A 21,646-nucleotide genomic window follows, 5' to 3' on the forward strand; every position below is an offset into this window, starting at 1 on the left:
CCACCCGTTTCGCCTTGCAAGGAGGGGAAACCCCGAACCACGGAAAAGCTTAAAAAGGAACCCCCGGAGCTAACCCCGGAGAGAAACTCAGGGGTGATGATCATGAAGAGGCGCCCGAGGAAGTGGAAGAAGAAGGGAAGAATGAGGTGGAAGTGGATTAAGAAGAGGATCAGGCGCTTGAAGAGGCAGCGCAGGAAGGAGCGCGGACTCATCTGATGCCCTCCTTCTTTTCCACCATTTTCCTGGTGGTCTCATGTACTCTTTTGACGAGTTCGAGAGGCTGACCCTCGAGCTTGACACCGAGAGGGGGAGGACTCTTCTCGTAGCGGATCCCCACATAGGCTTTGAACTCTCCCGCGGGCTGAGGGTAAGGACGCGCTTCGAGGAGAGGCTGGCGGAGTTCATAGCCGAAAAGGACCCGGACCTCCTGATTCTCCTCGGAGACGTTAAAGAGCCGATAGGACTGAGCTTCACGGCCAAGAAGCTCCTCATGAGCTTCTTTTCGGAGTTGGGGGATATTCCAACGCTGATAACCAAGGGCAATCACGACGGCAGGATAGAGGAGGTGGCCAAAGAGTTCAGACACGTTGAGGTGGTGGAACACGTCCTCATAGAAAAAGCGCTCTTTCTCCACGGCCACACGGGTCTCCCTGATGTCGAGTTCTCTGAAGCCTATCTCGGCCACATACACCCGGCTTACACCTTCAAAAGCGGGGGCGTTGCGAGAAAGGTCAAGGTCTTCGCTCGCTCGGGGAGGTTTCTCGTCCTGCCTACGGCCAATCCTTTCATCGAGGGCTTCGACGTGAGGGAGGGGATAAAGATGGTCCCCTTCCTGCGGAACTCCCGGGAAATCGAGCTTTTCCTGCCAGAGGGTCTTTACCTTGGTAAGGTTTCGCTGGAGTAGTAATCCATTCCCCATTTATGTCCAATTCGCGGGCAAAGTTTATAACAGATATGAAGACAAACCTTCATAGGTAAGAAGGCGGGAAGGCAAGGTGAGTGAGATGAGTGATGTTTACGAGAGGCTTGAAGCGTTACTCCGCTCGTTAGGCGTGAAGAAGACCGAACTGAGGATATACAGGCTTCTTCTGGAGAAGAAGGAGCCGATGAGAATAACGGAGATACAAAAGGAGCTGGGCATAAGCGAGCGCTCGGTGAGGGAGCACGTGCTGAGTCTCTACCGGAAGGGCATTCTCAAGAGAACGCTCATAGAGCAGGGCTGGCTGGGCTACACCTACACCGCCGTCTCGCCCAGCGAGGTCCTCGAGGACATCAAGCAGAACCTGATAAAAAGGATAAACGAACTGGAACAGGAACTGAAAAACTCCAAATACAGCAAAAGCTAGGCCCTCTCTACTATTCCAGTTTTCTCGAGTATCTCAACGAGCCTCCTCAGCGTTTCTTCTTCGATCTCTTCGTACTCCTCGCGAAGGGCCTCGTAGACCCTCTCCTCGGGAAGCATCTCGGCCAGCATCAAGAGCGCATGGAGCTGAGCGAGCACCTTTCTGTCCTTCGTGAGCTTCCTGAACTCCTCCGCAAGTTCGGCGTCTCTCTCCCTGACGAGGCGTTCCGAGATGACGCCCTTAACCTTCCAGACCAGCCAGGGCTCCTGCCCGAACTCGTGGCCGCTCTCGATTCCCAGGAAGCGCGAATCCCTGGCGAGGCCCACCATCACCAACCTTTCGATCTCCCCGGTTTCCCTCTCCCTGGAAAGCTCCCCCAGGTACTTCATCGCGTAGCCCCTGGCGAAGCGCTGGAGTTCGGACTTCTTAGCCCTCGCCAGCGCGAGAGCAGTGGCCAGAACGGCCCTGCCTATCACATCTATGCTCTCCAGGCTCACCTTGTCGATGGTGTCTTCGCTGGAGTGGTAGAAGCGATCCGGCCAGGTTATGGGCATCACCGCGGGGATACCGAAGAAGTTGAACACGTCGTGGTCGCTTCCCATCTCGTAGGGGTAGCTCCTAAACCTGAGCCTCGGGAGGTGGCTTCCTGAGAAGCTCTTCTCACCGGCGTTGGCCAGGTCAAGGTAGTACTCGAGGAGACCTGAAACCACGGAGAACCTCGATGCCGGCGTTCTGACGAGCATCACTGCCGAACCGGAGCGATCCGGGCTTCCCGCCACCATGTCAAGGTTGATGACGGCATAGTAGTTATCCAGCTCGGCGTGGCGCTCTATGAAGGCCTGGGTTCCGTAGTACTCAGGCACCCAGAGGAAGGCGAAGCCGAAGCGGAAGGAGTCGTCATATAGTTCGCTGAGAACCCTGGCCAACTCGATGAGCATCGCGCTCCCGCTCGCGTTGTCATTGGCTCCTGGCTTCGGGTGGCAGACGTGGGCGGTGAGGAGTACGAAGAGCGGCCTTCCAATCTCGGCGTAGAGTATTGGAAGAACCTGCCGCCCGCTTATTGACACCTCGACCTCTATCCTCGCGTTCACCCTCTCGCCGGAGTTCAGCTTTCCGATTATCTCCCTGGCGATGTTCTCGGGAACCGCGACCGCCGGAATCCTCGCCCACTCGAGGTCGTCACGCGTGAGGAACAGGCCGATGTAGGGGAAAGCTCCTCCCGTCCCCTCGCGGTAGGCGATGAAGCCAACCGCCCCAACCTCGTTTGCCCTCCTGTAAGCGTCGCGCCACTCCCTTCCAACGAGGACTATCCTGCCCTCTGCCCTATCCCAGTCCTCCTCCCTGGCTATGTGAACCACCTCACCCTCGGCCCTCCCGCCGGGTGAGTGGGCCATCACCAGGAGGGGGCTAATTGACGTAGTTAGGGTCTTTCCCAGGATCTCGATCTCACCGCGCACCAGATCCCAGGCTATCGGGGCCTTCAGGGTTAGGTAGCGACTCCTTCCGTCGTAGGACTCTTCGTAAAGCCTGGGCTTGATTCCAAGGGAACGGAGCTCCCCCTCGATGAACTCAACGGCCTCAACCAGCTCCCGGGAACCCTGTATGCGGTGGAACCTGCTTATCTCCGCCATGTACTGCAGAACGCGGTTCGGATCAAAAACGCCAGCATCGTTGAGAAAGCGCCTCATAGCTATCCCCTCCAAAAGTAGCGTGGGGAGATATTTAAGCATCTCCCCGAGAGAGCATCAACCCCATGTCACGTGCCTGTTGAGGAGGAAGCGGACGAAGAAGGAGACCACTATTCCAATCAGGTTCGCGATGAGGTAGTGTAACCCAAGATGAACCAGGCCAGTGTAAATGGCCAGCTGAACAACCGCGCCCGTCAAAGCGGCCGCGTGAAACGTGACGAGCCTTTCCCAAAGGGGCTTCCTCTTGAGGTCCCTGAAGGTCCATAGGTCGTTCCAGGTGAAGTTGTTGAGTATCGCCAGCTCGGTCGCGGGTATGTTGGCCAGTATCTTGTCCCAGCCCAGGAAGTTCACGAAGGCCCACAGAAAGCCCTCGTTCACGACGACACCCGAGAGGCCGACGAGAGTGAACTTTACCAGCCTGTCAAGCTCGCCCTCCCAGCGCATGAGCCTGTAAACGTGCTTGAGGTAGTTCACCATGGTCTTCGTTCCCAGTTTGCTCTCGCCGGCATGCCTCAGGCCGAAGGTGAAGGGAACCTCCTTGACTTCCTTGTATTTACCTTTTATGAGAATCTCCATGAGTATTTTGAAGCCTATCGGGTTAAGTTCGGCCCCCTCCACGACCTCCCTCCTGAGGGCGAAAAAGCCGCTCACCGGATCCTTGATGTCCCGTATCTTTGGAAGCGCAAGGCGGCCTATCATTATGGCACCCTTCGAAATGAGCTTCCTGTACCAGTACCAGTTCCTAACCCCCCCGCCCGGCACGTACCTGCTCGCTATTGCTATGTCCGCGCCTTCTTCGATGGCCTTAAGTAGTGCGGGAATAACCTCCGGAGGGTGCTGTAAATCCGCGTCCATAACCACGAAGACGTCGCCCTCGGCCTCCGCAAACCCCCGGAGAACAGCCGAAGAGAGGCCCTTCTCGTTGGTGCGGTGGATTACCCTAACGGGAAACCTCTCAGCCAGCCTCTCAGCAAGTTCCCAGGTTCTATCAGGGGAATCATCGTCCACGATGATTATCTCGTAGTCGTATCCCTTCAGAGCCCCGCTTATCCTCTCAAAGAGCTCCTCCAGGTTGTCCCTCTCGTTGTAGGTTGGAACGATGATTGAAACCTTCACTGCCTTTCCCTCCGGTGGGGTGAGATAAATCCGTAAACTTTATAAGCCCTACGAATTCCCTTAAGGGCGGGCATGGGGCCGTGGGGTAGCTTGGCCTATCCTTCCGGCTTCGGGAGCCGGGGACCCGAGTTCAAATCTCGGCGGCCCCACCATAGGAAACTTTTCTGGCAAAAGTTCTATCGAAACCTGTGACCCTTTCTAAAAGGCCGATTTCCGTGTAATTTTCATTGGAAAGAATGTCCAGACCTGGAAACTTTCAGAAGATCCGCGATTTCCAGGGACCTCTTTTAGGGATTTGCTTTTTGAAACCACAAACTTGGGGAGTTTCCGAAGAATTTCAGCGCCAGCGGAAGTCCAGCTTTTTAACTGTTTTGGTATCGAGAACTCGCCCCACAACAGCCCGAGACCGCGAACGTGCGCAGGATCCAGAAGGATAAAATTTATAAATCCCACCTGAAACCTATCATCGGGCATAGCCCCGTGGTGTAGCGGCCAAGCATGCGGGACTCTGGATCCCGCGACCGGGGTTCGAATCCCCGCGGGGCTACCATTCAACTGGGCTCCAGACCTTCGAACCCCACCCTACCTCTACCACCGGTTCTAATTTCAAACTCCATGTTACACCCCACATCGTACGTTGTAGCGTTACCCCCTTCTCAGGGGTTCCCCCCAAGACGGAGCTTTCTTCAGTGCGGCGGAGAATTCTCAACACCCAGTGCATCTTTTGATCCGCACTCTATAGAATCTCCAGTACAGCCCGGGAAAACCACCATTAAAATCCAAAGAATAAAAGGTCAGCCAAGGTTTCAACAACGCACAGCACCAATTTTAGCTGAATAGGGCAACAGAACGCCGAAAATTCGGAAATCGGACTTTTTAAGAACCTTTAAATAGTATGCGGCCTATTTAGAGTAGTGTTACACATCGGATACCTAACACGGAGGTGGAGGTATGAACAGCACAGTCAATCTGGAGGGTGAAATCAAGGACTTGCTCAGGCTTCACGGCCCACTGAGCGTGGCTTTCCTGACGAGGTTCCTCAACGAGAGGGGGCTGGACTGCACTAGGCAGAAGGTGGAGAGGACGTTGAGAAAGATGATCCAGCAGAAGAAGGTGGAGGCTTTTTACACCAACGGGAACAGGAGAAAGCATTACCGTCTGCGGTGATAGAATGGGCGCAACTACAGCGATACTAGGAAACGACAGGAGAATGCTCATGGTGGAGTTCCTCCAGAAGAAGAACGGCCACGCAGAGCTGAGGGACATAGTTGAGTACATCGCCGAGATGGAAGGTGACACCGCCCGGAAGCACAGGAAAAGCGTGTACGTGAGCCTGATGCAGACCCATATCCCAAAGCTGGAAAGGGAGGGGGTAGTAACTTTCAACCATGGCATCGTCACGCTCCTGAAGATACCGGACGATGTTACCGTCTACATGGAGGTCGTGAACAAGCACGACATCAGCTGGAGCGCCTTCTACCTGGGCACCTCGCTGATATTCATAGTCGCCGGTTGGTACCTGGGAAGCATGCCACTTCTTCTCGCGGCGCTGGTGTATCTGGCGATAAGCATCGTGCACCACAGAAAGATTAACCGGCTTGTTTGAGCTAATGAAGAACTAATTGGCCTTCTTTAATCAGAACGGCCGGTTTTATTCACGGTAACGGCACATTACCCTTGAGTAAGCCGGAATTTCCTATATAGCAGAAGGGTCTTAGTGAGGTACAAGTGTCCCCGTGAAGTGCCATCTGGAGGTGGTGCCGAGAGATGCCGACTTGATATCCAGGAGGAAAACACCATGAAGAAAGTTTTGGCCCTCGGTATGCTGGGGCTGATGATCGCGGCGGCCTTCGCTTTGGGCACGAGCGCGACCTTCAGGGACTACCGCGTCCAGAGGAGCTCGCACATCGCCGTCGTTCCAGACGACAACGAGCTCATCGATCTGACGCCCGTCCAGCCCTACGCGTACATCAACGATGGGGGGCAACTCGTTATTGACTTCTCAGAGAACAACCCGAACTGGCCCGGGCACGACGACCCTAGCTGGGCGGAGTACCAGGGAGAACTTGAGGGGTACACCGGCAAGGGCATCGGTCTGAGCCCGCAGAGCAGGTACAACTTTGACCACGTCTTCAACGTGAGCAACCACCTCTGGGAGGACAAGGTCATAGTGGTCGAGGTCATCTCATCGGATCCCGGCAGGGTTTCATTCTATGACCCAGGAGAGAACATGTACAGCACAAACGGCAACAACATCCCCTACAACTCAGACACGGCTGTTGGAGACGTTTGCTTCTACCTTGAGCCAGGCGAGGCCCTTGGCGTGGGTATGGAGCTGGCGGCCGGGAACAGTCTTGGAAGCTACGACGTGACCATAACCGTCAAGGCCTGGCCCGCTGACGACGCACCGATTGACTGCGGAGGCTGGTGATCAAAATGAAAAAGATAATCGGACTCTTCGTCCTTATAGCAGGGCTACTGATAGCCGTCACCGCCAGCAGTGCTAACTTCGCCTACTTTGAGGCGGACAGGAACGTCCATATCCAGGTTGTTCCCGACGACAACGAGCTCATCGACCTCAGGCCTATGCAGCCCTACGCGTACATCAACGACAACGGAATGCTCGTCATAGACCTCAGCCACAACAACGGCAACTGGGAAGAGGGATTCGGAGAGGGCGTCAGCCCGAACAGCACCTACATCTTCGAGGAAGTCTTCGGCGTGAGCAACGACCTCTGGGAGGGGACCCCGATATGTATGGAGATCACCTACAGCGGTGGCGACGAGGTCACGTTCTTTGAGGGTGACTATGTTGCCGGCCAGACCGTCGGTAGCGACCACCTCACGGTCACCGTTATGCCCGGCGACGTCGTTAGGATCGGAATGATCATAAACACCACCGGAATCAGCGCGCCCGACTCACTGGACGGCCAGATACAGTTCTACGCTGAGGCCGGCGAGTGCGAGAGCTGATGAGCCGGTAAACTTTCGTTGTGGAGCGTTTGCTCCCCTTTTAGATTCTTCAAAGGGGGAAGAGATATGGGGACAAAAACAGAATTCATTGCTGGCATTGGAATCATGATTATCCTGCTCATAGGGGCGGGGGGGCTTCACTCCTCTGACCCGATCGCGGTAGCATACGCGACCCCCGATGGGGGAGAGTTCTCAATAGATTCCCCCGTCCCACCTTACTCGTACTCTGACGGCGGCGTTCTCGTCGTGGACATATCCCCGGACAACCCCTTCTACTCGGAGGGAGGAACTGGACTGAGCATCAACAGCACCTACGTTTTTGATGACGTTTTCATCGTGGAGAACAATCAAAGCGAGACCGGTTACGAGGTCATCTGCGTGAGGATCAGCTCGGATTTCATAGGAATTGGATTCTTCACCGGCCCATTCAACGGGAGCTGGTACGACGTGGTCGAGGTCTCCCTCAGGGCCGACGAGGGGACCGGAATAGGCATGAGGGTAAACACCACCGGACTTGAACTGGGTGATTACTGGGGCGAGATAACGATAGAGGCCTGGGGAGGAGACTGTCGATGAAGACTCTCCTCGAGTACAGCCTCCTGGCGGTTCTTGGAGTACTGGTCATCGGCTCACTGGTTGGAGCACTGCTGGACAGGCCAGTTTTCATGTCGTACGCATATTCGGAGAGCATGACGCCCACGATAAACAAGGGGGACCTGTTCTTCATCAACCCCCTGGACAGGAGCCCAGAAGTCGGAGACGTGATAGTGTTCAGGGTTGGGAGCACCTGGACGGTTCACAGGGTGGTTGCCATAATAGGAGATGGGTACGTAACGAAGGGAGACAACAACGTGGCAACCGACCAGCAGAGCCACAGCATACCCCCAATAGAGAAGGATCAGATCGGAGGGACGGTGATAGCCCCTGGCGGTCGCGTGATAACCGTACCAGAAGTGGGGAACTACATTGAGAACGGCCTCTCGGACAGGGGGAAGATCCTGCTCGGGGCCCTCCTCATCATCGTCGGGATACTTGCCTTCGGGAGCGGCGAGGCAAGGAGAAGGGGCGAGAGAAAGAGGTTCATCACCCTGAAGTTCAAGACCCTCTACCTGCTCGCCTCCTCGTTTCTCCTGCTCATGATAGCGGTGTCCATCTTCGTCTCCTGGGAGGTCATACCGGTGGAGTACTCCGTCACCTCCGCGGTGGGGGACCGGGAGGGCTGGTACGGGCCAGGGGAGGAGTTCCAGACAGAGATCACGGTGAAGAACAACAACATGTACCCGATGAGATACTACGTCTCCGCGCCGGAGCCCGTCACGGAGGTATCAAGCCCGGAGTTCGCCCTTTCACGTGGTGGGGAGAAGGACCTCACCATCACGATAACCGCCCCCGAGGTCACCGCGGTGTACTCAACCAAGGTCACGCTGAACGCCTACCCGCCCCTGCTTCCGGAGTCGATTATGGAAGCCCTCTACCGGGTGCACCCCATGGTACCACTGATGGCCATACTGGCCGTCGTCTCGGCCTTTCTCGGAGTGGTTTACCTCCTCTCGGGAATAGGGAATGAAGATGCGATTAGAATCAGGAGAAGGAAGCGTTCCAAGCTGAAGGGAATACCGGAGGTGTTTAGGTTATGAGAGGCATCATTGCAGTGCTGATAACACTCACACTAGCATCACTTGTTATCGTCAGCTCAAGCGGGACTTTCGTTGGTTTTGACGCCACCCGAGAGGTCAAGGTCCAGGTGGTGCCGCACGAGCAGGAGTACATCGGCCTCGACTGCGAGGACGGCTACGCCGCGGTCATCGAGGTCGGCACGAACTCTGAACTCGATTTTGACGCGCTGACGGTCAGGAATTACCTCAACGAGATGAAGGACGTCACGATCAGGCTCTACCCTGACTACTCAGGACTGCCGGGCGAGGTGGGCATGTTCGTGGAGACAGAGAACGGGGCCGTGAGGACGCTTGTCTCCGAGGGGGAGTACACGTTCTTCGGAAACGTAACAGTCGGAAGCGCAGAGCCAGGGGAGTACATAGTCCCCGTTGATATGCTCGCCACGTGGGACGGCGGAGACGCGTCGATATCCACCTGCCCCATAAAGCTGGTCATCACGGGGAGCCCGACGATAGAAAAGGAGCTCCTGAATGGACCGCTGGAACTTCCAACCCATACTTACGCGGAGTGGACGTTCAGAATCACCGTGGGGAACCCCGGTGAGGAGCAGACACTCACGATAAAGGACGTGATCCCCGGAGAGTTCGAGATAGAGTCGATAGACCCGAGCGCCGGAACGTACACGGTAACGCAGACCGGGGCGGCGTACCACATAACCTGGGGGGTTTACCTTGGGACGGGTGAGAGCGCCCACATGAACGTGACGGTATACACCAAGCTCAACCCAGCTGGCAAGCAGGAGTTCACGTCCTGCGGTGACTACATACTGAACGAAGGGGCTGAGCTGGTGGAGTACGGCATCAAGAGTGAGGGCATAACCGTCCACGCGACCTGTGATGGTGGAGACTGTGACCTGTGCATAAGGAACCTGTGGCTCAGTGGCGCCAGGCACCTTCCCACCGACGCCCCCGCGGACTACAACACCAGAACAGTGGTAGAGAACATGGGGGACGGGAGGAAGCTTGTCGTGACACAGTACATCGGCTCGCAGTTCACCCTGACGAACTACGTACCGTCGAAGGGAACCGTCTCTGTGGAGGCCATGCCCGACGGAAAGACGCGTGTTACCTGGACCCTCTACCTGGCCCACAACGAGGTAGCCCGGCTCAACCTCTACGAACACACTGACGGAATCCACACAAGCTCAAATACGTACGTCATGCTTACCACTACACCCTGCATTGCGGGCTGCGAGTGCCACGGCTGTGCCAAGTACGTGCACGTCTATTCCTGTGGCTGCCACGGGGAAGAGGGTCCAGAGGAACCGGACGTCTACGGAGGGGCTGAAATCGAATCTGACTGTTGTACGGAGGAATGTGAAAGATGAACAAAAAGAGCGTGGCGAAATTTATTGGAAGGAAGGAGGTTCTGGGAGTATTCCTGATCCTCTTCATGGTTTTCGCCTTTTATTCGGTAAAACTCATGAGCGCAAGTCCCTACGTCGTCACGACGCAGAGGGTTGGGACGTACAGTGAAGAGGGAACACTGAAGCACGAGGCGTATCTTGAACCGAACGACCTCTACGGTTACAGAGTAACCATGGACGAATACCCGATACCCCTGGTGGACAGATTCCTGCTGATCTACGATTACCGCTCCAGCCCACCGCTGAAGGAAGGATCGTACCATATCCTCGTAAAGGCCGAGTACTACGTGAACAAGGGGAGCGACGAGGTAGTACTGTGGGAGGAGAAACTCTTTGACGAGAGAGGCAACCTAACGGGAGGCGCCTTCACCTCGGAGTACGTTCTGGACATGAAAGACTTCTCCAACACGAGCAACAGGATAACCAGCGAACTTGGGGTGAGAAGGCTAAAGAACAGGATAACCATAGAGACCACCGTTACCGGGACCGGAACCGTCGGAGACAGGAAGATAACGGAAAGCTTCGACCACAGCGTCGAGCTGATACGGGACCCCACGGCGGAGCTCTACTACTTCACCGACACGAGCAAGGCCGAGAAGAGGGCGCTGACGGAAACCCTACGAACCGAAAAGGAGGCAAGTGTCCTTGGATTCAGCGGGAATCTTGGAACTGCCCAGACCGCGAGCACCGTGCTGGCAGCTCTGATGCTCATTCCCCTTCTCGGCTACGTCTACATCTCAAGGAAACCCAAAGACGAGCTGGCGGGGATCCGGGGGTACATGGTCAAGGGCGCCCCAGAAAAGGTCGAAAAGGTGGTCACGCTCAAGACGCCGAAGGACCTCGAGACCACCTTCGAGCTGATAGACAGGCCAATACTGCACTACCGGGAGGGCGATGAGGAAGTCTACGCGATAATAGACGACGGAGTATCGTACGAGTACCGGAAGCTGCTGCCGGAAAAGGAGAAGGAAGCCAGCTGAGGCTCCCTCCATCTTTTTTTAGATTTCCGTAACCAACAACTTTAAAAGCCCTATCCGAAAGGCTAACCTAGAAGTTCTACAAGAGGTAAGAGGTGGTTAGAGATGAACCCGTTCCACGAGCTTGAGCCCGGACCGGAGGTTCCAGAGGTCGTTTACGCTCTCATAGAGATTCCGAAGGGGAGCAGGAACAAGTACGAGCTCGACAAGAAGACCGGACTTCTTAAGCTCGATAGAGTGCTCTACAGCCCGTTCTTCTACCCGGTGGACTACGGAATAATCCCGCAGACCTGGTACGACGACGGCGACCCCTTCGACATAATGGTCATAATGCGCGAGCCGGTTTACCCGCTCACCATCATCGAGGCCAGGCCGATAGGCATAATGAAGATGGAGGACAGCGACGATAAAGACTGGAAGGTCTTGGCCGTTCCCGTCGAGGACCCGTACTTCAAGGACTGGAAGGACATAGACGACGTCCCCAAGGCCTTCCTCGATGAGATTGCCCACTTCTTCCAGCGCTACAAGGAGCTCCAGGGCAAGGTCACCAAGATAGAGGGCTGGGGCAACGCCGAGGAGGCCAAGAAGGAAATCCTCCGTGCCATCGAGCTCTACAAGGAGAAGTTCGGCAAGAAGGAGTGATTTCTTTTCCCCTTATTCCCTCAAGGAGGTTAAGGCATGTACAAGCTCCTCAAGGTTAGGGACGTTGTGAGAATACCGCCCAAGATGTTCACGATGGACCCGAAGGAGGCGGCAAAGCTCGTCCTCCGCGAGGCCTACGAGGGCATCTACGACAGGGACGAGGGAGTCGTTCTGGCCGTTATGGACGTCGAGGAGATAGGCCAGGGCGTCATCGTGCCGGGAGACGGGGCAACCTACCACGAGGTCGTTTTCAACGTCCTGGTTTGGAAGCCCGAGATGCACGAGGTCGTCGATGGCGAGGTCATAGACGTCGCCCCGTATGGTGCTTTCATCAGGATAGGTCCAATGGACGGTCTCGTCCATATTAGCCAGCTCATGGACGACTACGTCGTATTCGACGAGAAGAACAAGCAGTTCATCGGCAAGGAGACCAACAGGATACTCAAGCTCGGCGACGAGGCGAGGGCGAGGATAATAGCCATAAGCATCAAGAGCCGCGTCATCAGGGAGAACAAGATAGGTCTCACCATGCGCCAGCCAGGTCTAGGAAAGAAGGAGTGGATAGAGAAGGAGAAGCGCAAGGAGGGAGAGTGATGGTCAAGGAAAAGGCCTGCAGGCACTGTCACTACATAACCACTGAGGACCGCTGTCCCGTCTGCGGGAGCAGGGACCTAAGCGACGAGTGGTTCGACCTCGTGATAATCACAGATCCGGAGAACAGCAGGATAGCACAGAAGCTGGGCGTCAAGGTGCCCGGTAAATACGCCATAAGGGTCAGATGATGAGGCTCGTACTCACTCCCGAGCTCAGAAAAGCCCTCAAGGAGCCCCTGGGCGAACTCGTCCGGGGGGAGATTCCCGAACCGTACGTCAAGATTAGGGAAGAGCTTGAAAAAGCGCGGCACGTCGTCACGGTCGGCGACGTGGTTACCGAGAACGTCATCAAGCTCGGTATATCTCCAAGTCTGGCGATATACGACCACCGGACGAAGAGGAAGGCCTACAATCCTTCCATAGACCCGGGCGCGGTCGTGATGACCGTCCAGAACCCGGCCGGAACCATAACGAAAGCTTTATTAAACGCAATCAGAAAGGGCTTTGGACTGGCCGAGAGGGGCAGGCGGGTTTACATAAAGGTGAACGGAGAGGAGGATCTGGCGGCGATTCCGGCCGTGCTCTACGCCCCGCCCGGAAGCGTGGTGCTCTACGGCCAGCCCGACGAGGGAGTAGTGCTTATAAAGGTAACACCCGAATGCAAGCTCAAGTGTGGAAAGCTCATGTCCAAGATGGAGGTGGTTCACGATGGAGATTAAGGTTACCGAGATAAGGGAGAACAAGCTCCTCGGAAGGAAGGAGATATACTTCGATGTCATTCACGAGGGCGAGCCGACGCCGAGCAGGGCCGACGTCAAGGGCAAGCTTGTGGCCATGCTCGACCTTAACCCGGAGACCGTCGTTATCCAGTACATAAGGAGCTACTTCGGTAGCCGCGTCAGCAAGGGCTACGCCAAGGCCTACGAGAGCAGGGAGAGAATGCTCTACATCGAGCCCGAGTACATTCTCATAAGGGACGGCCTGATTCAGAAGGAAGAGGAGTGAGGTGGTTTAGATGGCCAAGAGGAAGAGCCAGAAGTGGAAGATGTACGAGGTTCAGGGCGGTAAGGTCAAGAGGAAGGGCAAGTTCTGCCCGCGCTGCGGTCCTGGAGTCTTCATGGCCGAGCACAAGGACCGCTGGAGCTGCGGCCGCTGCGGCTACACCGAGTGGAAGAGGAAGTGATTTCTTTTCTCTTCCCGTTCAAGAACTCTTTTCCAGGACTTCTTCCAAGAGAAAAGCAAAGAAAAGAGGGAAAGTCAGCCGATGGCCGCCTGAACGGCCAGATCGGCCCTGACGATTCCGTAGCCGTAGTAGATGTCCCAGCCAGCGTCTCCGAGGTCGTCCGCCGTCGAGTGGAGGATTCCCCTGACGGTGTTGGTTCCCATATCGTCAAAGGTTCCAACAGGGAGAACCTTGCCGTACTTGTTGTAATAAGCCGCCTGTATGAGAGCAACCACACCGCTGACGTGCGGGGTGGCCATTGAGGTTCCACTGAGGCTCTCGTAGGTGTCGTCAGGATAGGTGCTGAGCACATCAACGCCCGGGGCGCTGACCTCGGGCTGGAGGTTGCTGAAGTAAGCTATAGCGTCGCTCGAGTCAGTCGCTCCGACCGCTATAACCTCCGGATAGATGGCCGGATAGCTCGGCTGATCGGCGGCCTCGTTGCCGCTCGCTGCCACTATAACGACGCCGTAGTTGTAGGCCTGGATTATCATGTCGTGGAGGTACTGGTCGTCGCTCGGACCACCGAGGGACATGCTTATGACCTCGGCGGCGTCGTCATCTGGATCACCGACGACTATTCCGTCGCCGTCCTTGTCGAGTATTCCGTCCGGACCGAGGAGGGCCTGCTCGATACCAATGGCGATGTCGGTGTAGGTTCCGCTTCCCCTGTCGTCAAGAACCTTGATGGCGTAGATCTCAACGTTTGGAGCAACTCCGACGACGCCGATGTCGTTGTTAAGGGCCGCTATAGTTCCTATAACGTGGGTTCCGTGGCCGTTTCCATCGTACCAGTCAGCAGGATCGGTGCTGACGACTCCCCCTATGGTGCTAACTCCCCAGACAATGTTGGCGGCAATGTCCGGGTGATCCCAGTCGGCTCCAGTGTCGAGGACTGCAACCTCAATGACGCCGTTGCTGGAACCATCGGTTATGCTCCAGGTCTCGGGAGCCTTAACGCGCTCTATTCCCCACGGGATAGTCTGTGCAGGCTGGACTGGTTCAACCGCCCAGGGAGGACCGCCCCTGTAAACTTGAGCCATGTGGTCGTACTCGACCTTGGTGACACCGTCGAGTTTGGCCAGCTTTCCGACGGCGTTTGCTGGAATGTCAATGACGACTGCATCGATCAGCTTGAACTCGTAGACGATTTTACCGCCTATGCCCCTGACCGTGTTGGTATTGAAGTGGCCCTTATCGATGTGTGCCACCACCCTTACCATCTCAGGACCTTGTGCCGCAACAGGCACCACAAAGAGAGCACCAAGTACCACAAGGGCCATTAAGACCCCCATAGTTGCTCTATAGTCCACTTTAACTCACCTCCAGACTAAGTTGTGCATACATGCCTAAATAGTGGACTACTTAAGTCTTATCCATGTTGCATATGACACAATGACACCAGAAAGAGGAATTTGTTGTCATATGACTTTCTAAAGACGTCATACGTTAAAAAATGGACAAATTAGAAGACAACAACGAGAAATTTCGAAAAATTTTCGGAATCCCTGCCGGCATTAAGCTAAAAAAGAGAGAACGCCATAAGTGCACCATGCCAACCTACTACGGAATTAAGATTGAACTACACCCCCAGGTGTATGAGCCGGCAGAGGATACCTTCCTGCTCGCGGAGAACCTCGCGGTTAGGGAGGGCGATCTCGCCCTCGACGTTGGAACAGGCACGGGGCTTATAGCACTCCTGATGGCGAGAAAAGCCCGCTTTGTTCTGGGCGTGGACATCAACCCCCTCGCGGTCGAGCTCGCCAACCAAAACGCCCAACTAAACGGCGTGAAAAACGTCGAGTTCCGCCTGAGCGACCTGTTTGAGAGGGTTGAGGGGAAGTTCGACGTGGTAACCTTCAACGCCCCCTACCTGCCCGGGGAGCCGGAGGAGCCGATAGACCTGGCACTCGTGGGCGGCGAAACCGGAAGGGAAGTCCTCGACCGGTTCATTCGGGAGGTCCCAAAACATCTCAAACCCGGCGGAACCGTCCAGATAGTCCAGAGCTCCATAACCGGGGTGGAAGAGACGCTAAAAATGCTGGACGAAGTTGGTTTGGTGGGAAAGGTAGTGGCTAAGAGACACGTCTTTTTTGAGGATATCGTTCTTATAAACGCCGTTATGCCAAGAGGGCGCGTCTGACCTCGAAGAGGAGCCTCACCCTCGGCCTCTCCGGGGCGTCCACGTCCTCCTCAAAAAAGTCCACCTCAATCTCCCTTGCCTTCAGCGCGGATCCGGGCTTTACCTCGAGCATGAAGAGGAAAGCGGGTGGCATCTTTTAAACCTTTCGCAGATTGACGAAGCATTTTTCGACGATGAAACACTACGCAGTCCCGACCCATCACCTTTTTAAAAGGCTCGCCCAAAGCCAACCCAGAGAGAGTGTTAGGTGAGGCTAATGGCGTTAACGTTCAAGTCCAACCCGAACATGCCGGAGGAGATAGCGAGCCTCTTCAGGAAGCAGCACTACGCGCTCGTGGGCAGGCACAGCTCGGTGAAGCTCTGCCACTGGCTCAAGGAGAGCATAAAGCACGACCGCTTCTGCTACAAGCAGAAGTTCTACGGCATAGCGAGCCACCGCTGCCTGCAGATGACGCCGGTTACGGCATGGTGCACCCACAACTGCATATTCTGCTGGCGCCCGATGGAGGGCTTCCTGGGAACCGAGTTGCCCCAGCCCTGGGACGACCCGGCCTTCATCGTCGAGGAGAGCATAAAGGCCCAGAGGAAGCTCCTCGTGGGCTACAAAGGCATGCCGGGCATAAACATGAAGAAGTTCGAGGAGGCATGGAACCCCAGGCATGCCGCAATAAGCCTCTCGGGCGAGCCAATGCTCTACCCCTACATGGGCGACCTCGTCGAAGAGTTCCACAAAAGGGGCTTCACCACCTTCATAGTCACCAACGGAACGGTTCCGGAGAGGCTTGAGGAGATGATAAAGGAGGACAAGCTACCGACCCAGCTCTACGTCTCGCTGACAGCCCCGGACATCGAGACCTACAACCGTGTGAACGTCCCGATGATTCCCGACGGGTGGGAGAAGATAAAGGAGACGCTGGGGCTCATGAAGGACGCCCAGACCAGGACGGTGATAAGGCTGACCCTCGTCAAGGGGGAGAATATGCACAACCCAGAGGGCTATGCAAAGCTGATAAGGCTCGCCAGCCCGATGTTCGTCGAGGCAAAGGCCTACATGTTTGTCGGCTTCTCGCGCAATAGGCTCACCATCAACAACATGCCGAGGCACGGGGAGATCAGGGCCTTCGCCGAGGAGCTCGTCAAACACCTACCCGGCTACCACATCGAGGACGAGTACGAGCCGAGCAGGGTCGTGCTCATAATGCGCGACGACGTCGATTCCCACGGAACTGGAATCGGCGGCAGATTCATAAAGCACTGAGCTTCTTCCCTTTATTTTGCCGCCAGATGGAAAAAGTTTATTTATTCCCAGCCCTTAGAATCTGCTTAGGGGTGTAAGGTGATGAAGAAGGCTCTGGCCACAATAATGATTGTTCTCATGCTGATTCCAGCCGTTGGCGCCGGAACGATAGACGGCTCCGTGACGTTTCTCAGCGGGGTTTCCCAGAGCACAAAGCAGACAAGGGAGGTAAGCCTGGCACTCATGGCCCTGATCTCGGCACGCGATGATGTTAAGTGGGACGTAACTCCCGATATCGAGGTCCTCGTGGACGAGCTTTTAAAGGAGCAGAACGCAGACGGTGGCTGGGGATATTACTTCAACGAACCCAGCAACGTCCTTGACACGTCCTACGCCGTGATAGCACTCACCAGGGCATACCCCTTGATGGACGTCTGGGAGGCAAGGGACGTCAAGAGAGCCATTGACGCCGGGATTAACTACCTCCTCTCAGCCAAGGAGGAAAACGGCTGGGGCTACGTACCCGGGACACCGGTCTCCTGCTATCCAACCGTCGTGGCCCTCTGGGCCCTCGGAGAGAACGGCTACACTTACAACAGCAGAACCGTCCGTGATGCAGTTAAATACCTGGAGAGCGTCAATGCCTCTTCCTGCGAGATCTCGAGCTACGAGTTCCTTGCCCTTAGGGTCATAGCTTACCACAGCACGGGCTACCCGCTGGGGAGCGAGGTTGCGGACCAGCTAAAGGACGTTCTGCTGAAGGAGAACCTTGAGACCAAGGAGAGGGCCATGCTGACCTACGCCCTCGTTCTCGTCTCCCCCCTGGATCTCGACGTTGCCAGGGCCCTCAAGATGCTTGAGGAAGAGGGCAGGGCTTCCGGCGACGTCTTCTTCTGGTTCAACACCCCCAAGCTGACCTCCCAGACCGAGGTAATAGCTTCCACTTCCTTCGCCCTGATGGCGCTCTCGCACCCCCTAAAGGTCACCATTCCAAGCGAGGCCATCAACCCCTACGCCATGCCCTGCAGGGAGCTGAAGAACATGCAGAATCCTGACGGCGGCTGGGGGCTGGTCCTCAACGAGCCAAGCGACGAGAAGGCCACTTACTATGCCCTGCTCGGGCTCGAGAAGTGCTACCCAACCAATGAGAGCGTTGAGAGGGCCCTCAGCTGGGTCAGGGGGGCCTACGAGAGGGACTCCCTGTGGGTGAGGGAAAACGGAAGAATGTCCGTCGGCTACTACTACGCCCTTGAGACCCTCCTCCACTACGGCCTGCTGGGTGAGGAGGAGAAGGCCCAGGCGATAGAAACCATAAGGAACGCCCAGCTCGACTACGGCCTCTGGGGCAACACAGTCCTCGGCCCCCAGCCCTACGACACGGCCCTGGCGGTAAAGGCCCTCCTCGACCTCGGCGTACCCGCAAACGACACCCTTATCCAGGCCGCCAAGGAGTGGCTTTTAAGCATAAGCAGCGGCGGCTGGGGAACCCACGTCACGACGCCCCACTTCTCCTACATGCTCAAGCCCGACGTCCTCACCACGATAACCGTCCTCGAGGCCCTTGAGGAAATAGCCACCCCGGACGAGCTCAAACCCCACCTTGAGTGGCTGATCGAGCAGAGGGTGAACGGGGGCTGGGCCTACTGGAAGGCCTACTACGTCTGGCAGAAGAACAGGGAGTACCCCGGGACTCCGAGCGTCGAGCTGACGGTCCGCGCCACTGACCTGCTCCTGAGGCACGGCTACAACTACACCTCCGAGACCCTTGACTTCGTGATGAACGCCAGGGACAGCGGGCTGATAAGGAACAAACCCATAGAAACCGCCAGCGCGATACTCTACCTCAGCCGCTTCCAGTACATACCCCCGGTCAGCCTCAACGACGTGAGGGCATACATGGACACCGACCTCTTTGAGGTCATTGCCCCCGAGATGGAGAACGAGAGCGTGGCGGAGATAGTGGACTACCTGAACGACGCCTTCAGCGGCGGTTTCATTGCTTCCAACGGCACCGAGATCGGCGATGGTAGCTACATAGTCATAGCCAACTTCGGCGACTACAGCATAAGACCCTACAACCCCTACCTGCCATTCCACATCGGCAGCGATAACGTCACCGTCGGCAACGTCACCGTCCCGATGAACGGGTCGGTTGCCCTGATACCCGGCAAGACGCCAGAAGGAGTTGTTCTCTTCGTCCTCTACGGGCAGGGAGGCGAGGAGACAGTTAGGGACATCTTCACAACCGGATTCATCAAGTACATAGGCGGAAGCGCAATGGTCTTCGTCAGCGAGAACGGTAGGGTGAGAGTAATAGTGGTGGGGTGATAGGGAAGTGAGGGCTCTAATCATCGGGGTCGGCCAGTGCGGAACTAAAATCGCCGACCTCTTTTCTCTCGTTGATTTTGAGGCGCTTGCGATAAACACCTCCCGGGGCGACCTCGAGTACCTCAAACACATTCCGGCGGAGAGGAGGATACTCATAGGCGAGAGCATAACGGGCGGAAAGGGCGTCAACGCTAACCCCCTCCTCGGAAGGGAGGCAATGAAGAGGGACCTTCCGATGGTGATGAGGAAGATAGGCTCGATAATCGGCTATGAGGACGTGGACATCTTCTTCCTCACCTTCGGCTTCGGTGGAGGTACTGGAGCTGGAGGAACGCCGGTTCTGGCGGAGGCCCTCAAGGAGGAGTACCCGGATTCACTCGTCGTTGCTATTGGGGCACTCCCCCTCAGGGAGGAGGGCATAAGGCCTACCATCAACGCCGCCATAACGATAGATAAGCTCTCCAAGATAGCGGACTCGATAATAGCCATAGACAACAACAAGCTCAAGGAGGGCAACGACGACATAAGCCATGCCTACGAGAGAATCAACTACACGATAGTAGAGCGCATAGCCTCGCTTTTGGCCCTGGTCGATGTCCCTGGCGAACAGACCCTCGATGCCAGCGATCTGAAGTTCGTCCTCAAGGCCTTCGGAAGCTTCGCGACGGTCGGCTACGCAAAGGCAGATGCAGGCAAGGTCAAGAGCCTGTCAAGGCTCATCATCAGGTCGTTCGAGAGCGAAGGCCTTTACCTAGACGCAAACATCGAATCGGCCCTCTACGGCCTCGTCGCCGTCCACGGTCCACCGGAGGTTCTGAAAGCCGGCGACATCTTTGAGGCCTTGGATTACCTCACCAACAAGATAAGGGGCAAGCAGATTTTCAGGGGCTTCTATCCTGACCCCAGGGAGAGGGAGGTCGAGGTGGTGACCCTGCTGAGCGGAATCTACGAGAGCAGGAGCATCGAGGAGATAATAGTGACCGCCAAGAACTACGCCAAGTCATTCATGAAGGCCAAGGAGGAGGCAGAGACTAGGAAGAGAGAGCTCCTGAGCGGCCTGCCCGACTTCGACGACATCTATCCCGCTGAGGACGAAGCGGGGGAGGGAGGGGAATGAGCGAGGTCGTCAGGGACTCCGTGGAGGCGGCGCTGGACCTCGATGAGAGAGAAGTTTACTCCCACATTGCCCACGAGAGTGCTGAGGACATAATAAGGATAATCTCCTCCCTCGATGCCGAGCGGGCAAAGCTCCACGGCGAGGTCATCTACTACAAGGACGACTGGGACGACCTGATAAGGGAGAGAATGGCGAAGGGGAAGCGCCACACCGCCTTCGACTTCTACAACCCCGCTCTGCTTGACATCTGGGAGCGGAAGGTGAAGGAGATAAAAAAACTAAAGAGGCTAGAGAAAATTGGCTATACCATTCTGAGCGTCGTTGTAACCGCTTCCGTAGTTGTCTCGGCCCTCACGGGCCAGCCGTACTTTCTCCTCGGCCTCTCAATCCTCCCGCTGGCAGTTTTCATTCGGGATTCGAGCAGGGAGCGCTTTGACCTAATCTACCATGAACTCACCCAGTTCTTCATAGACGAGCTTAGAACCCTCGTCAATAAGCACGGTCTCGACCCGGAGCGTTACAAGTTCAAGCTTTTCAGTGGGGATTACTTTGGAATAGAAACCAGGAAACTCAGAACGGGGCTTTTCGCAGTGGTACGGGCCGAAAACTCCAGGGGCAACCATTAAATAGATGTTCAAAGATATACCGATAGTGAGGGGAGAAAGATGAGGTTAGTGAGACGTGGTCAGGTTTCGCTGGAGTTTATGCTCGTGTTTGGAATAATGCTCGTGCTTATGCTGTACTCCGTGAACAGCGTGACGTTCAAGGAAGGATCAACATCAACGGAAACCCTCAAGATGCAGGTGCTCCTCGAGGAGAAAAGCCTCGCCAATGCGATAGCAGGTACGATAGCGCAGGTCTACGCCCAGGGGCCTGGGGCGAAATCTACCACATACGCAAAGGTAACCTACCTGGCCGAGCCCGACTACCTCCAGAAGGCCTTTGGCTCGGCCAAGGTGAGCGTCGGGTCGTCCGGCAACCTGGTGTTCGTGGGAGTCGGTGACAACCTCATAACGGAAGACGCGAACGGCGCCGAGAAGAACACGGTCACGACGGAGATGCCCTACACTTCTAAGGGAAAGGGAATACTGTTCCCAGACGGTCTCCCTTCAAAGTCCATCAGGATAATCGTTGAGTGGGACCCGAGCAGGGACGAGGACTGGAGCGCCGCCGTCGTCGGCAGCTACCTGGAAATCACGATAAACATCAACCCCGGTGGGTGAA

26 protein-coding genes and 2 tRNA genes are annotated in these 21,646 nt (G+C 56.1%); 24 read left to right on the forward strand and 4 right to left on the reverse strand.

Annotated features, from left to right (window positions below):
- Positions 1 to 253: 253 nt before the first annotated feature.
- Together CL1_RS03880 and CL1_RS03885 are read left to right on the forward strand one after the other, a co-directional pair.
- Positions 254 to 904 carry a metallophosphoesterase gene (locus CL1_RS03880; RefSeq protein WP_014788586.1) on the forward strand — a complete coding sequence of 217 codons (651 nt, stop codon included), beginning with the start codon at positions 254 to 256 and terminating at the stop codon, positions 902 to 904.
- A 100-nt stretch (positions 905 to 1,004) separates the two neighbouring features.
- Complete coding sequence (locus tag CL1_RS03885; protein WP_014788587.1) at positions 1,005 to 1,346, forward strand: transcriptional regulator; 342 nt, start codon at positions 1,005 to 1,007, stop codon at positions 1,344 to 1,346.
- Here the strand turns inward: CL1_RS03885 and CL1_RS03890 are convergent.
- Together CL1_RS03890 and CL1_RS03895 are read right to left on the reverse strand one after the other, a co-directional pair.
- Entirely contained in the window at positions 1,343 to 3,031 is a 1,689-nt protein-coding gene (locus tag CL1_RS03890; RefSeq protein WP_014788588.1) for a DUF4910 domain-containing protein, read from the reverse strand. The two genes, CL1_RS03885 and CL1_RS03890, sit on opposite strands and share 4 nt — an antisense overlap.
- Before the next feature lie 57 nt (positions 3,032 to 3,088).
- Positions 3,089 to 4,147: a glycosyltransferase gene (locus tag CL1_RS03895; protein ID WP_014788589.1), complete on the reverse strand. Its 1,059-nt coding sequence runs from the start codon at positions 4,145 to 4,147 to the stop codon at positions 3,089 to 3,091.
- 74 nt (positions 4,148 to 4,221) lie between these two features.
- Here CL1_RS03895 and CL1_RS03900 point away from each other — a divergent pair.
- The 16 genes from CL1_RS03900 to CL1_RS03980 all read left to right on the forward strand — a co-directional run bounded on the left by CL1_RS03900 (position 4,222) and on the right by CL1_RS03980 (position 13,558).
- Positions 4,222 to 4,299: transfer RNA gene (locus CL1_RS03900), tRNA-Pro, on the forward strand.
- 322 nt (positions 4,300 to 4,621) lie between these two features.
- Positions 4,622 to 4,697, forward strand: a tRNA-Gln gene (locus tag CL1_RS03910).
- A 401-nt stretch (positions 4,698 to 5,098) separates the two neighbouring features.
- Positions 5,099 to 5,314, forward strand: a complete 216-nt coding sequence (locus tag CL1_RS03915; RefSeq protein ID WP_014788590.1) for a hypothetical protein — start codon at positions 5,099 to 5,101, stop codon at positions 5,312 to 5,314.
- A gap of 4 nt (positions 5,315 to 5,318) precedes the next feature.
- Positions 5,319 to 5,753, forward strand: a complete 435-nt coding sequence (locus tag CL1_RS03920; RefSeq protein WP_048151901.1) for a DUF7344 domain-containing protein — start codon at positions 5,319 to 5,321, stop codon at positions 5,751 to 5,753.
- A gap of 192 nt (positions 5,754 to 5,945) precedes the next feature.
- Positions 5,946 to 6,578, forward strand: a complete 633-nt coding sequence (locus tag CL1_RS03925; RefSeq protein WP_014788592.1) for a DUF1102 domain-containing protein — start codon at positions 5,946 to 5,948, stop codon at positions 6,576 to 6,578.
- Positions 6,579 to 6,583: 5 nt separating this feature from the next.
- Complete coding sequence (locus CL1_RS03930) at positions 6,584 to 7,120, forward strand: DUF1102 domain-containing protein (protein WP_014788593.1); 537 nt, start codon at positions 6,584 to 6,586, stop codon at positions 7,118 to 7,120.
- A gap of 66 nt (positions 7,121 to 7,186) precedes the next feature.
- Positions 7,187 to 7,696, forward strand: a complete 510-nt coding sequence (locus CL1_RS03935; RefSeq protein WP_014788594.1) for a DUF1102 domain-containing protein — start codon at positions 7,187 to 7,189, stop codon at positions 7,694 to 7,696.
- Positions 7,693 to 8,757: a signal peptidase I gene (locus tag CL1_RS03940; RefSeq protein WP_014788595.1), complete on the forward strand. Its 1,065-nt coding sequence runs from the start codon at positions 7,693 to 7,695 to the stop codon at positions 8,755 to 8,757. The genes CL1_RS03935 and CL1_RS03940 overlap by 4 nt, the downstream gene beginning before the upstream one ends.
- Entirely contained in the window at positions 8,754 to 10,124 is a 1,371-nt protein-coding gene (locus CL1_RS03945) for a hypothetical protein (RefSeq protein WP_014788596.1), read from the forward strand. Before CL1_RS03940 ends, CL1_RS03945 begins: the two co-directional genes overlap by 4 nt.
- Complete coding sequence (locus CL1_RS03950; RefSeq protein WP_014788597.1) at positions 10,121 to 11,143, forward strand: DUF5305 family protein; 1,023 nt, start codon at positions 10,121 to 10,123, stop codon at positions 11,141 to 11,143. The genes CL1_RS03945 and CL1_RS03950 overlap by 4 nt, the downstream gene beginning before the upstream one ends.
- A 102-nt stretch (positions 11,144 to 11,245) precedes the next feature.
- The gene (locus CL1_RS03955) at positions 11,246 to 11,782 is read left to right on the forward strand and encodes an inorganic diphosphatase (protein ID WP_014788598.1); all 537 of its coding nucleotides are present in this window, start codon (positions 11,246 to 11,248) and stop codon (positions 11,780 to 11,782) included.
- A 36-nt stretch (positions 11,783 to 11,818) separates the two neighbouring features.
- Entirely contained in the window at positions 11,819 to 12,376 is a 558-nt protein-coding gene (locus CL1_RS03960; protein ID WP_014788599.1) for a DNA-directed RNA polymerase, read from the forward strand.
- Entirely contained in the window at positions 12,376 to 12,564 is a 189-nt protein-coding gene (gene spt4, locus CL1_RS03965; RefSeq protein WP_014788600.1) for a transcription elongation factor subunit Spt4, read from the forward strand. The genes CL1_RS03960 and spt4 overlap by 1 nt, the downstream gene beginning before the upstream one ends.
- A complete protein-coding gene (locus CL1_RS03970) occupies positions 12,564 to 13,094 on the forward strand; it encodes a GTP-dependent dephospho-CoA kinase (RefSeq protein ID WP_014788601.1) in 531 nt (176 codons plus the stop codon). The genes spt4 and CL1_RS03970 overlap by 1 nt, the downstream gene beginning before the upstream one ends.
- Positions 13,084 to 13,380, forward strand: a complete 297-nt coding sequence (locus CL1_RS03975) for a 30S ribosomal protein S24e (RefSeq protein ID WP_014788602.1) — start codon at positions 13,084 to 13,086, stop codon at positions 13,378 to 13,380. Before CL1_RS03970 ends, CL1_RS03975 begins: the two co-directional genes overlap by 11 nt.
- Before the next feature lie 10 nt (positions 13,381 to 13,390).
- Positions 13,391 to 13,558, forward strand: a complete 168-nt coding sequence (locus tag CL1_RS03980; protein WP_014788603.1) for a 30S ribosomal protein S27ae — start codon at positions 13,391 to 13,393, stop codon at positions 13,556 to 13,558.
- A 74-nt stretch (positions 13,559 to 13,632) separates the two neighbouring features.
- On the opposite strand, the gene CL1_RS03985 is transcribed toward CL1_RS03980, so the two are convergent.
- Positions 13,633 to 14,820: a S8 family peptidase gene (locus tag CL1_RS03985; protein ID WP_237266273.1), complete on the reverse strand. Its 1,188-nt coding sequence runs from the start codon at positions 14,818 to 14,820 to the stop codon at positions 13,633 to 13,635.
- A 329-nt stretch (positions 14,821 to 15,149) separates the two neighbouring features.
- Here CL1_RS03985 and CL1_RS03990 point away from each other — a divergent pair, with 329 nt between their 5' ends.
- A complete protein-coding gene (locus tag CL1_RS03990) occupies positions 15,150 to 15,740 on the forward strand; it encodes a HemK2/MTQ2 family protein methyltransferase (protein WP_014788605.1) in 591 nt (196 codons plus the stop codon).
- Here CL1_RS03990 and CL1_RS10885 read toward each other — a convergent pair.
- On the reverse strand, positions 15,718 to 15,852 hold the full coding sequence (locus tag CL1_RS10885) for a hypothetical protein (protein WP_256366091.1): 135 nt from the start codon (positions 15,850 to 15,852) through the stop codon (positions 15,718 to 15,720). The two genes, CL1_RS03990 and CL1_RS10885, sit on opposite strands and share 23 nt — an antisense overlap.
- Positions 15,853 to 15,996: 144 nt before the next feature.
- On the opposite strand from CL1_RS10885, the gene twy1 reads away from it, so the two are divergent.
- The 5 genes from twy1 to CL1_RS04015 all read left to right on the forward strand — a co-directional run bounded on the left by twy1 (position 15,997) and on the right by CL1_RS04015 (position 21,645).
- The gene (gene twy1 / locus CL1_RS03995) at positions 15,997 to 16,998 is read left to right on the forward strand and encodes a 4-demethylwyosine synthase TYW1 (protein WP_014788606.1); all 1,002 of its coding nucleotides are present in this window, start codon (positions 15,997 to 15,999) and stop codon (positions 16,996 to 16,998) included.
- A gap of 81 nt (positions 16,999 to 17,079) precedes the next feature.
- On the forward strand, positions 17,080 to 19,305 hold the full coding sequence (locus CL1_RS04000; RefSeq protein WP_014788607.1) for a prenyltransferase/squalene oxidase repeat-containing protein: 2,226 nt from the start codon (positions 17,080 to 17,082) through the stop codon (positions 19,303 to 19,305).
- Between the two features lie 7 nt (positions 19,306 to 19,312).
- Positions 19,313 to 20,422, forward strand: a complete 1,110-nt coding sequence (locus CL1_RS04005; RefSeq protein WP_014788608.1) for an FtsZ/tubulin family protein — start codon at positions 19,313 to 19,315, stop codon at positions 20,420 to 20,422.
- The gene (locus CL1_RS04010) at positions 20,419 to 21,048 is read left to right on the forward strand and encodes a hypothetical protein (protein WP_014788609.1); all 630 of its coding nucleotides are present in this window, start codon (positions 20,419 to 20,421) and stop codon (positions 21,046 to 21,048) included. The genes CL1_RS04005 and CL1_RS04010 overlap by 4 nt, the downstream gene beginning before the upstream one ends.
- A gap of 39 nt (positions 21,049 to 21,087) precedes the next feature.
- Positions 21,088 to 21,645, forward strand: coding sequence for a class III signal peptide-containing protein (locus CL1_RS04015; protein WP_014788610.1), 558 nt, complete (start codon positions 21,088 to 21,090; stop codon positions 21,643 to 21,645).
- Position 21,646: the final 1 nt, after the last annotated feature.

This window comes from Thermococcus cleftensis (assembly GCF_000265525.1).
GTDB lineage: Archaea > Methanobacteriota_B > Thermococci > Thermococcales > Thermococcaceae > Thermococcus > Thermococcus cleftensis.

Bases quoted from the DNA above. Each gene is read 5' to 3' on its own strand.
- CL1_RS03920 (WP_048151901.1), top strand. From the start codon at position 5,319: ATGGGCGCAACTACAGCGATACTAGGAAACGACAGGAGAATGCTCATG.
- CL1_RS03915 (WP_014788590.1), top strand. From the start codon at position 5,099: ATGAACAGCACAGTCAATCTGGAGGGTGAAATCAAGGACTTGCTCAGG.
- CL1_RS03975 (WP_014788602.1), top strand. From the start codon at position 13,084: ATGGAGATTAAGGTTACCGAGATAAGGGAGAACAAGCTCCTCGGAAGG.
- CL1_RS03935 (WP_014788594.1), top strand. From the start codon at position 7,187: ATGGGGACAAAAACAGAATTCATTGCTGGCATTGGAATCATGATTATC.
- CL1_RS10885 (WP_256366091.1), bottom strand. From the start codon at position 15,852: ATGCTCGAGGTAAAGCCCGGATCCGCGCTGAAGGCAAGGGAGATTGAG.
- CL1_RS03930 (WP_014788593.1), top strand. From the start codon at position 6,584: ATGAAAAAGATAATCGGACTCTTCGTCCTTATAGCAGGGCTACTGATA.
- CL1_RS03990 (WP_014788605.1), top strand. From the start codon at position 15,150: ATGCCAACCTACTACGGAATTAAGATTGAACTACACCCCCAGGTGTAT.
- CL1_RS03925 (WP_014788592.1), top strand. From the start codon at position 5,946: ATGAAGAAAGTTTTGGCCCTCGGTATGCTGGGGCTGATGATCGCGGCG.
- CL1_RS03940 (WP_014788595.1), top strand. From the start codon at position 7,693: ATGAAGACTCTCCTCGAGTACAGCCTCCTGGCGGTTCTTGGAGTACTG.
- CL1_RS03985 (WP_237266273.1), bottom strand. From the start codon at position 14,820: ATGGTAAGGGTGGTGGCACACATCGATAAGGGCCACTTCAATACCAAC.
- CL1_RS03880 (WP_014788586.1), top strand. From the start codon at position 254: ATGTACTCTTTTGACGAGTTCGAGAGGCTGACCCTCGAGCTTGACACC.
- CL1_RS03980 (WP_014788603.1), top strand. From the start codon at position 13,391: ATGGCCAAGAGGAAGAGCCAGAAGTGGAAGATGTACGAGGTTCAGGGC.
- CL1_RS04015 (WP_014788610.1), top strand. From the start codon at position 21,088: ATGAGGTTAGTGAGACGTGGTCAGGTTTCGCTGGAGTTTATGCTCGTG.
- CL1_RS03945 (WP_014788596.1), top strand. From the start codon at position 8,754: ATGAGAGGCATCATTGCAGTGCTGATAACACTCACACTAGCATCACTT.
- spt4 (WP_014788600.1), top strand. From the start codon at position 12,376: ATGGTCAAGGAAAAGGCCTGCAGGCACTGTCACTACATAACCACTGAG.
- twy1 (WP_014788606.1), top strand. From the start codon at position 15,997: ATGGCGTTAACGTTCAAGTCCAACCCGAACATGCCGGAGGAGATAGCG.
- CL1_RS03955 (WP_014788598.1), top strand. From the start codon at position 11,246: ATGAACCCGTTCCACGAGCTTGAGCCCGGACCGGAGGTTCCAGAGGTC.
- CL1_RS03960 (WP_014788599.1), top strand. From the start codon at position 11,819: ATGTACAAGCTCCTCAAGGTTAGGGACGTTGTGAGAATACCGCCCAAG.
- CL1_RS03950 (WP_014788597.1), top strand. From the start codon at position 10,121: ATGAACAAAAAGAGCGTGGCGAAATTTATTGGAAGGAAGGAGGTTCTG.
- CL1_RS03885 (WP_014788587.1), top strand. From the start codon at position 1,005: ATGAGTGATGTTTACGAGAGGCTTGAAGCGTTACTCCGCTCGTTAGGC.
- CL1_RS03970 (WP_014788601.1), top strand. From the start codon at position 12,564: ATGAGGCTCGTACTCACTCCCGAGCTCAGAAAAGCCCTCAAGGAGCCC.
- CL1_RS03890 (WP_014788588.1), bottom strand. From the start codon at position 3,031: ATGAGGCGCTTTCTCAACGATGCTGGCGTTTTTGATCCGAACCGCGTT.
- CL1_RS04000 (WP_014788607.1), top strand. From the start codon at position 17,080: ATGAAGAAGGCTCTGGCCACAATAATGATTGTTCTCATGCTGATTCCA.
- CL1_RS04010 (WP_014788609.1), top strand. From the start codon at position 20,419: ATGAGCGAGGTCGTCAGGGACTCCGTGGAGGCGGCGCTGGACCTCGAT.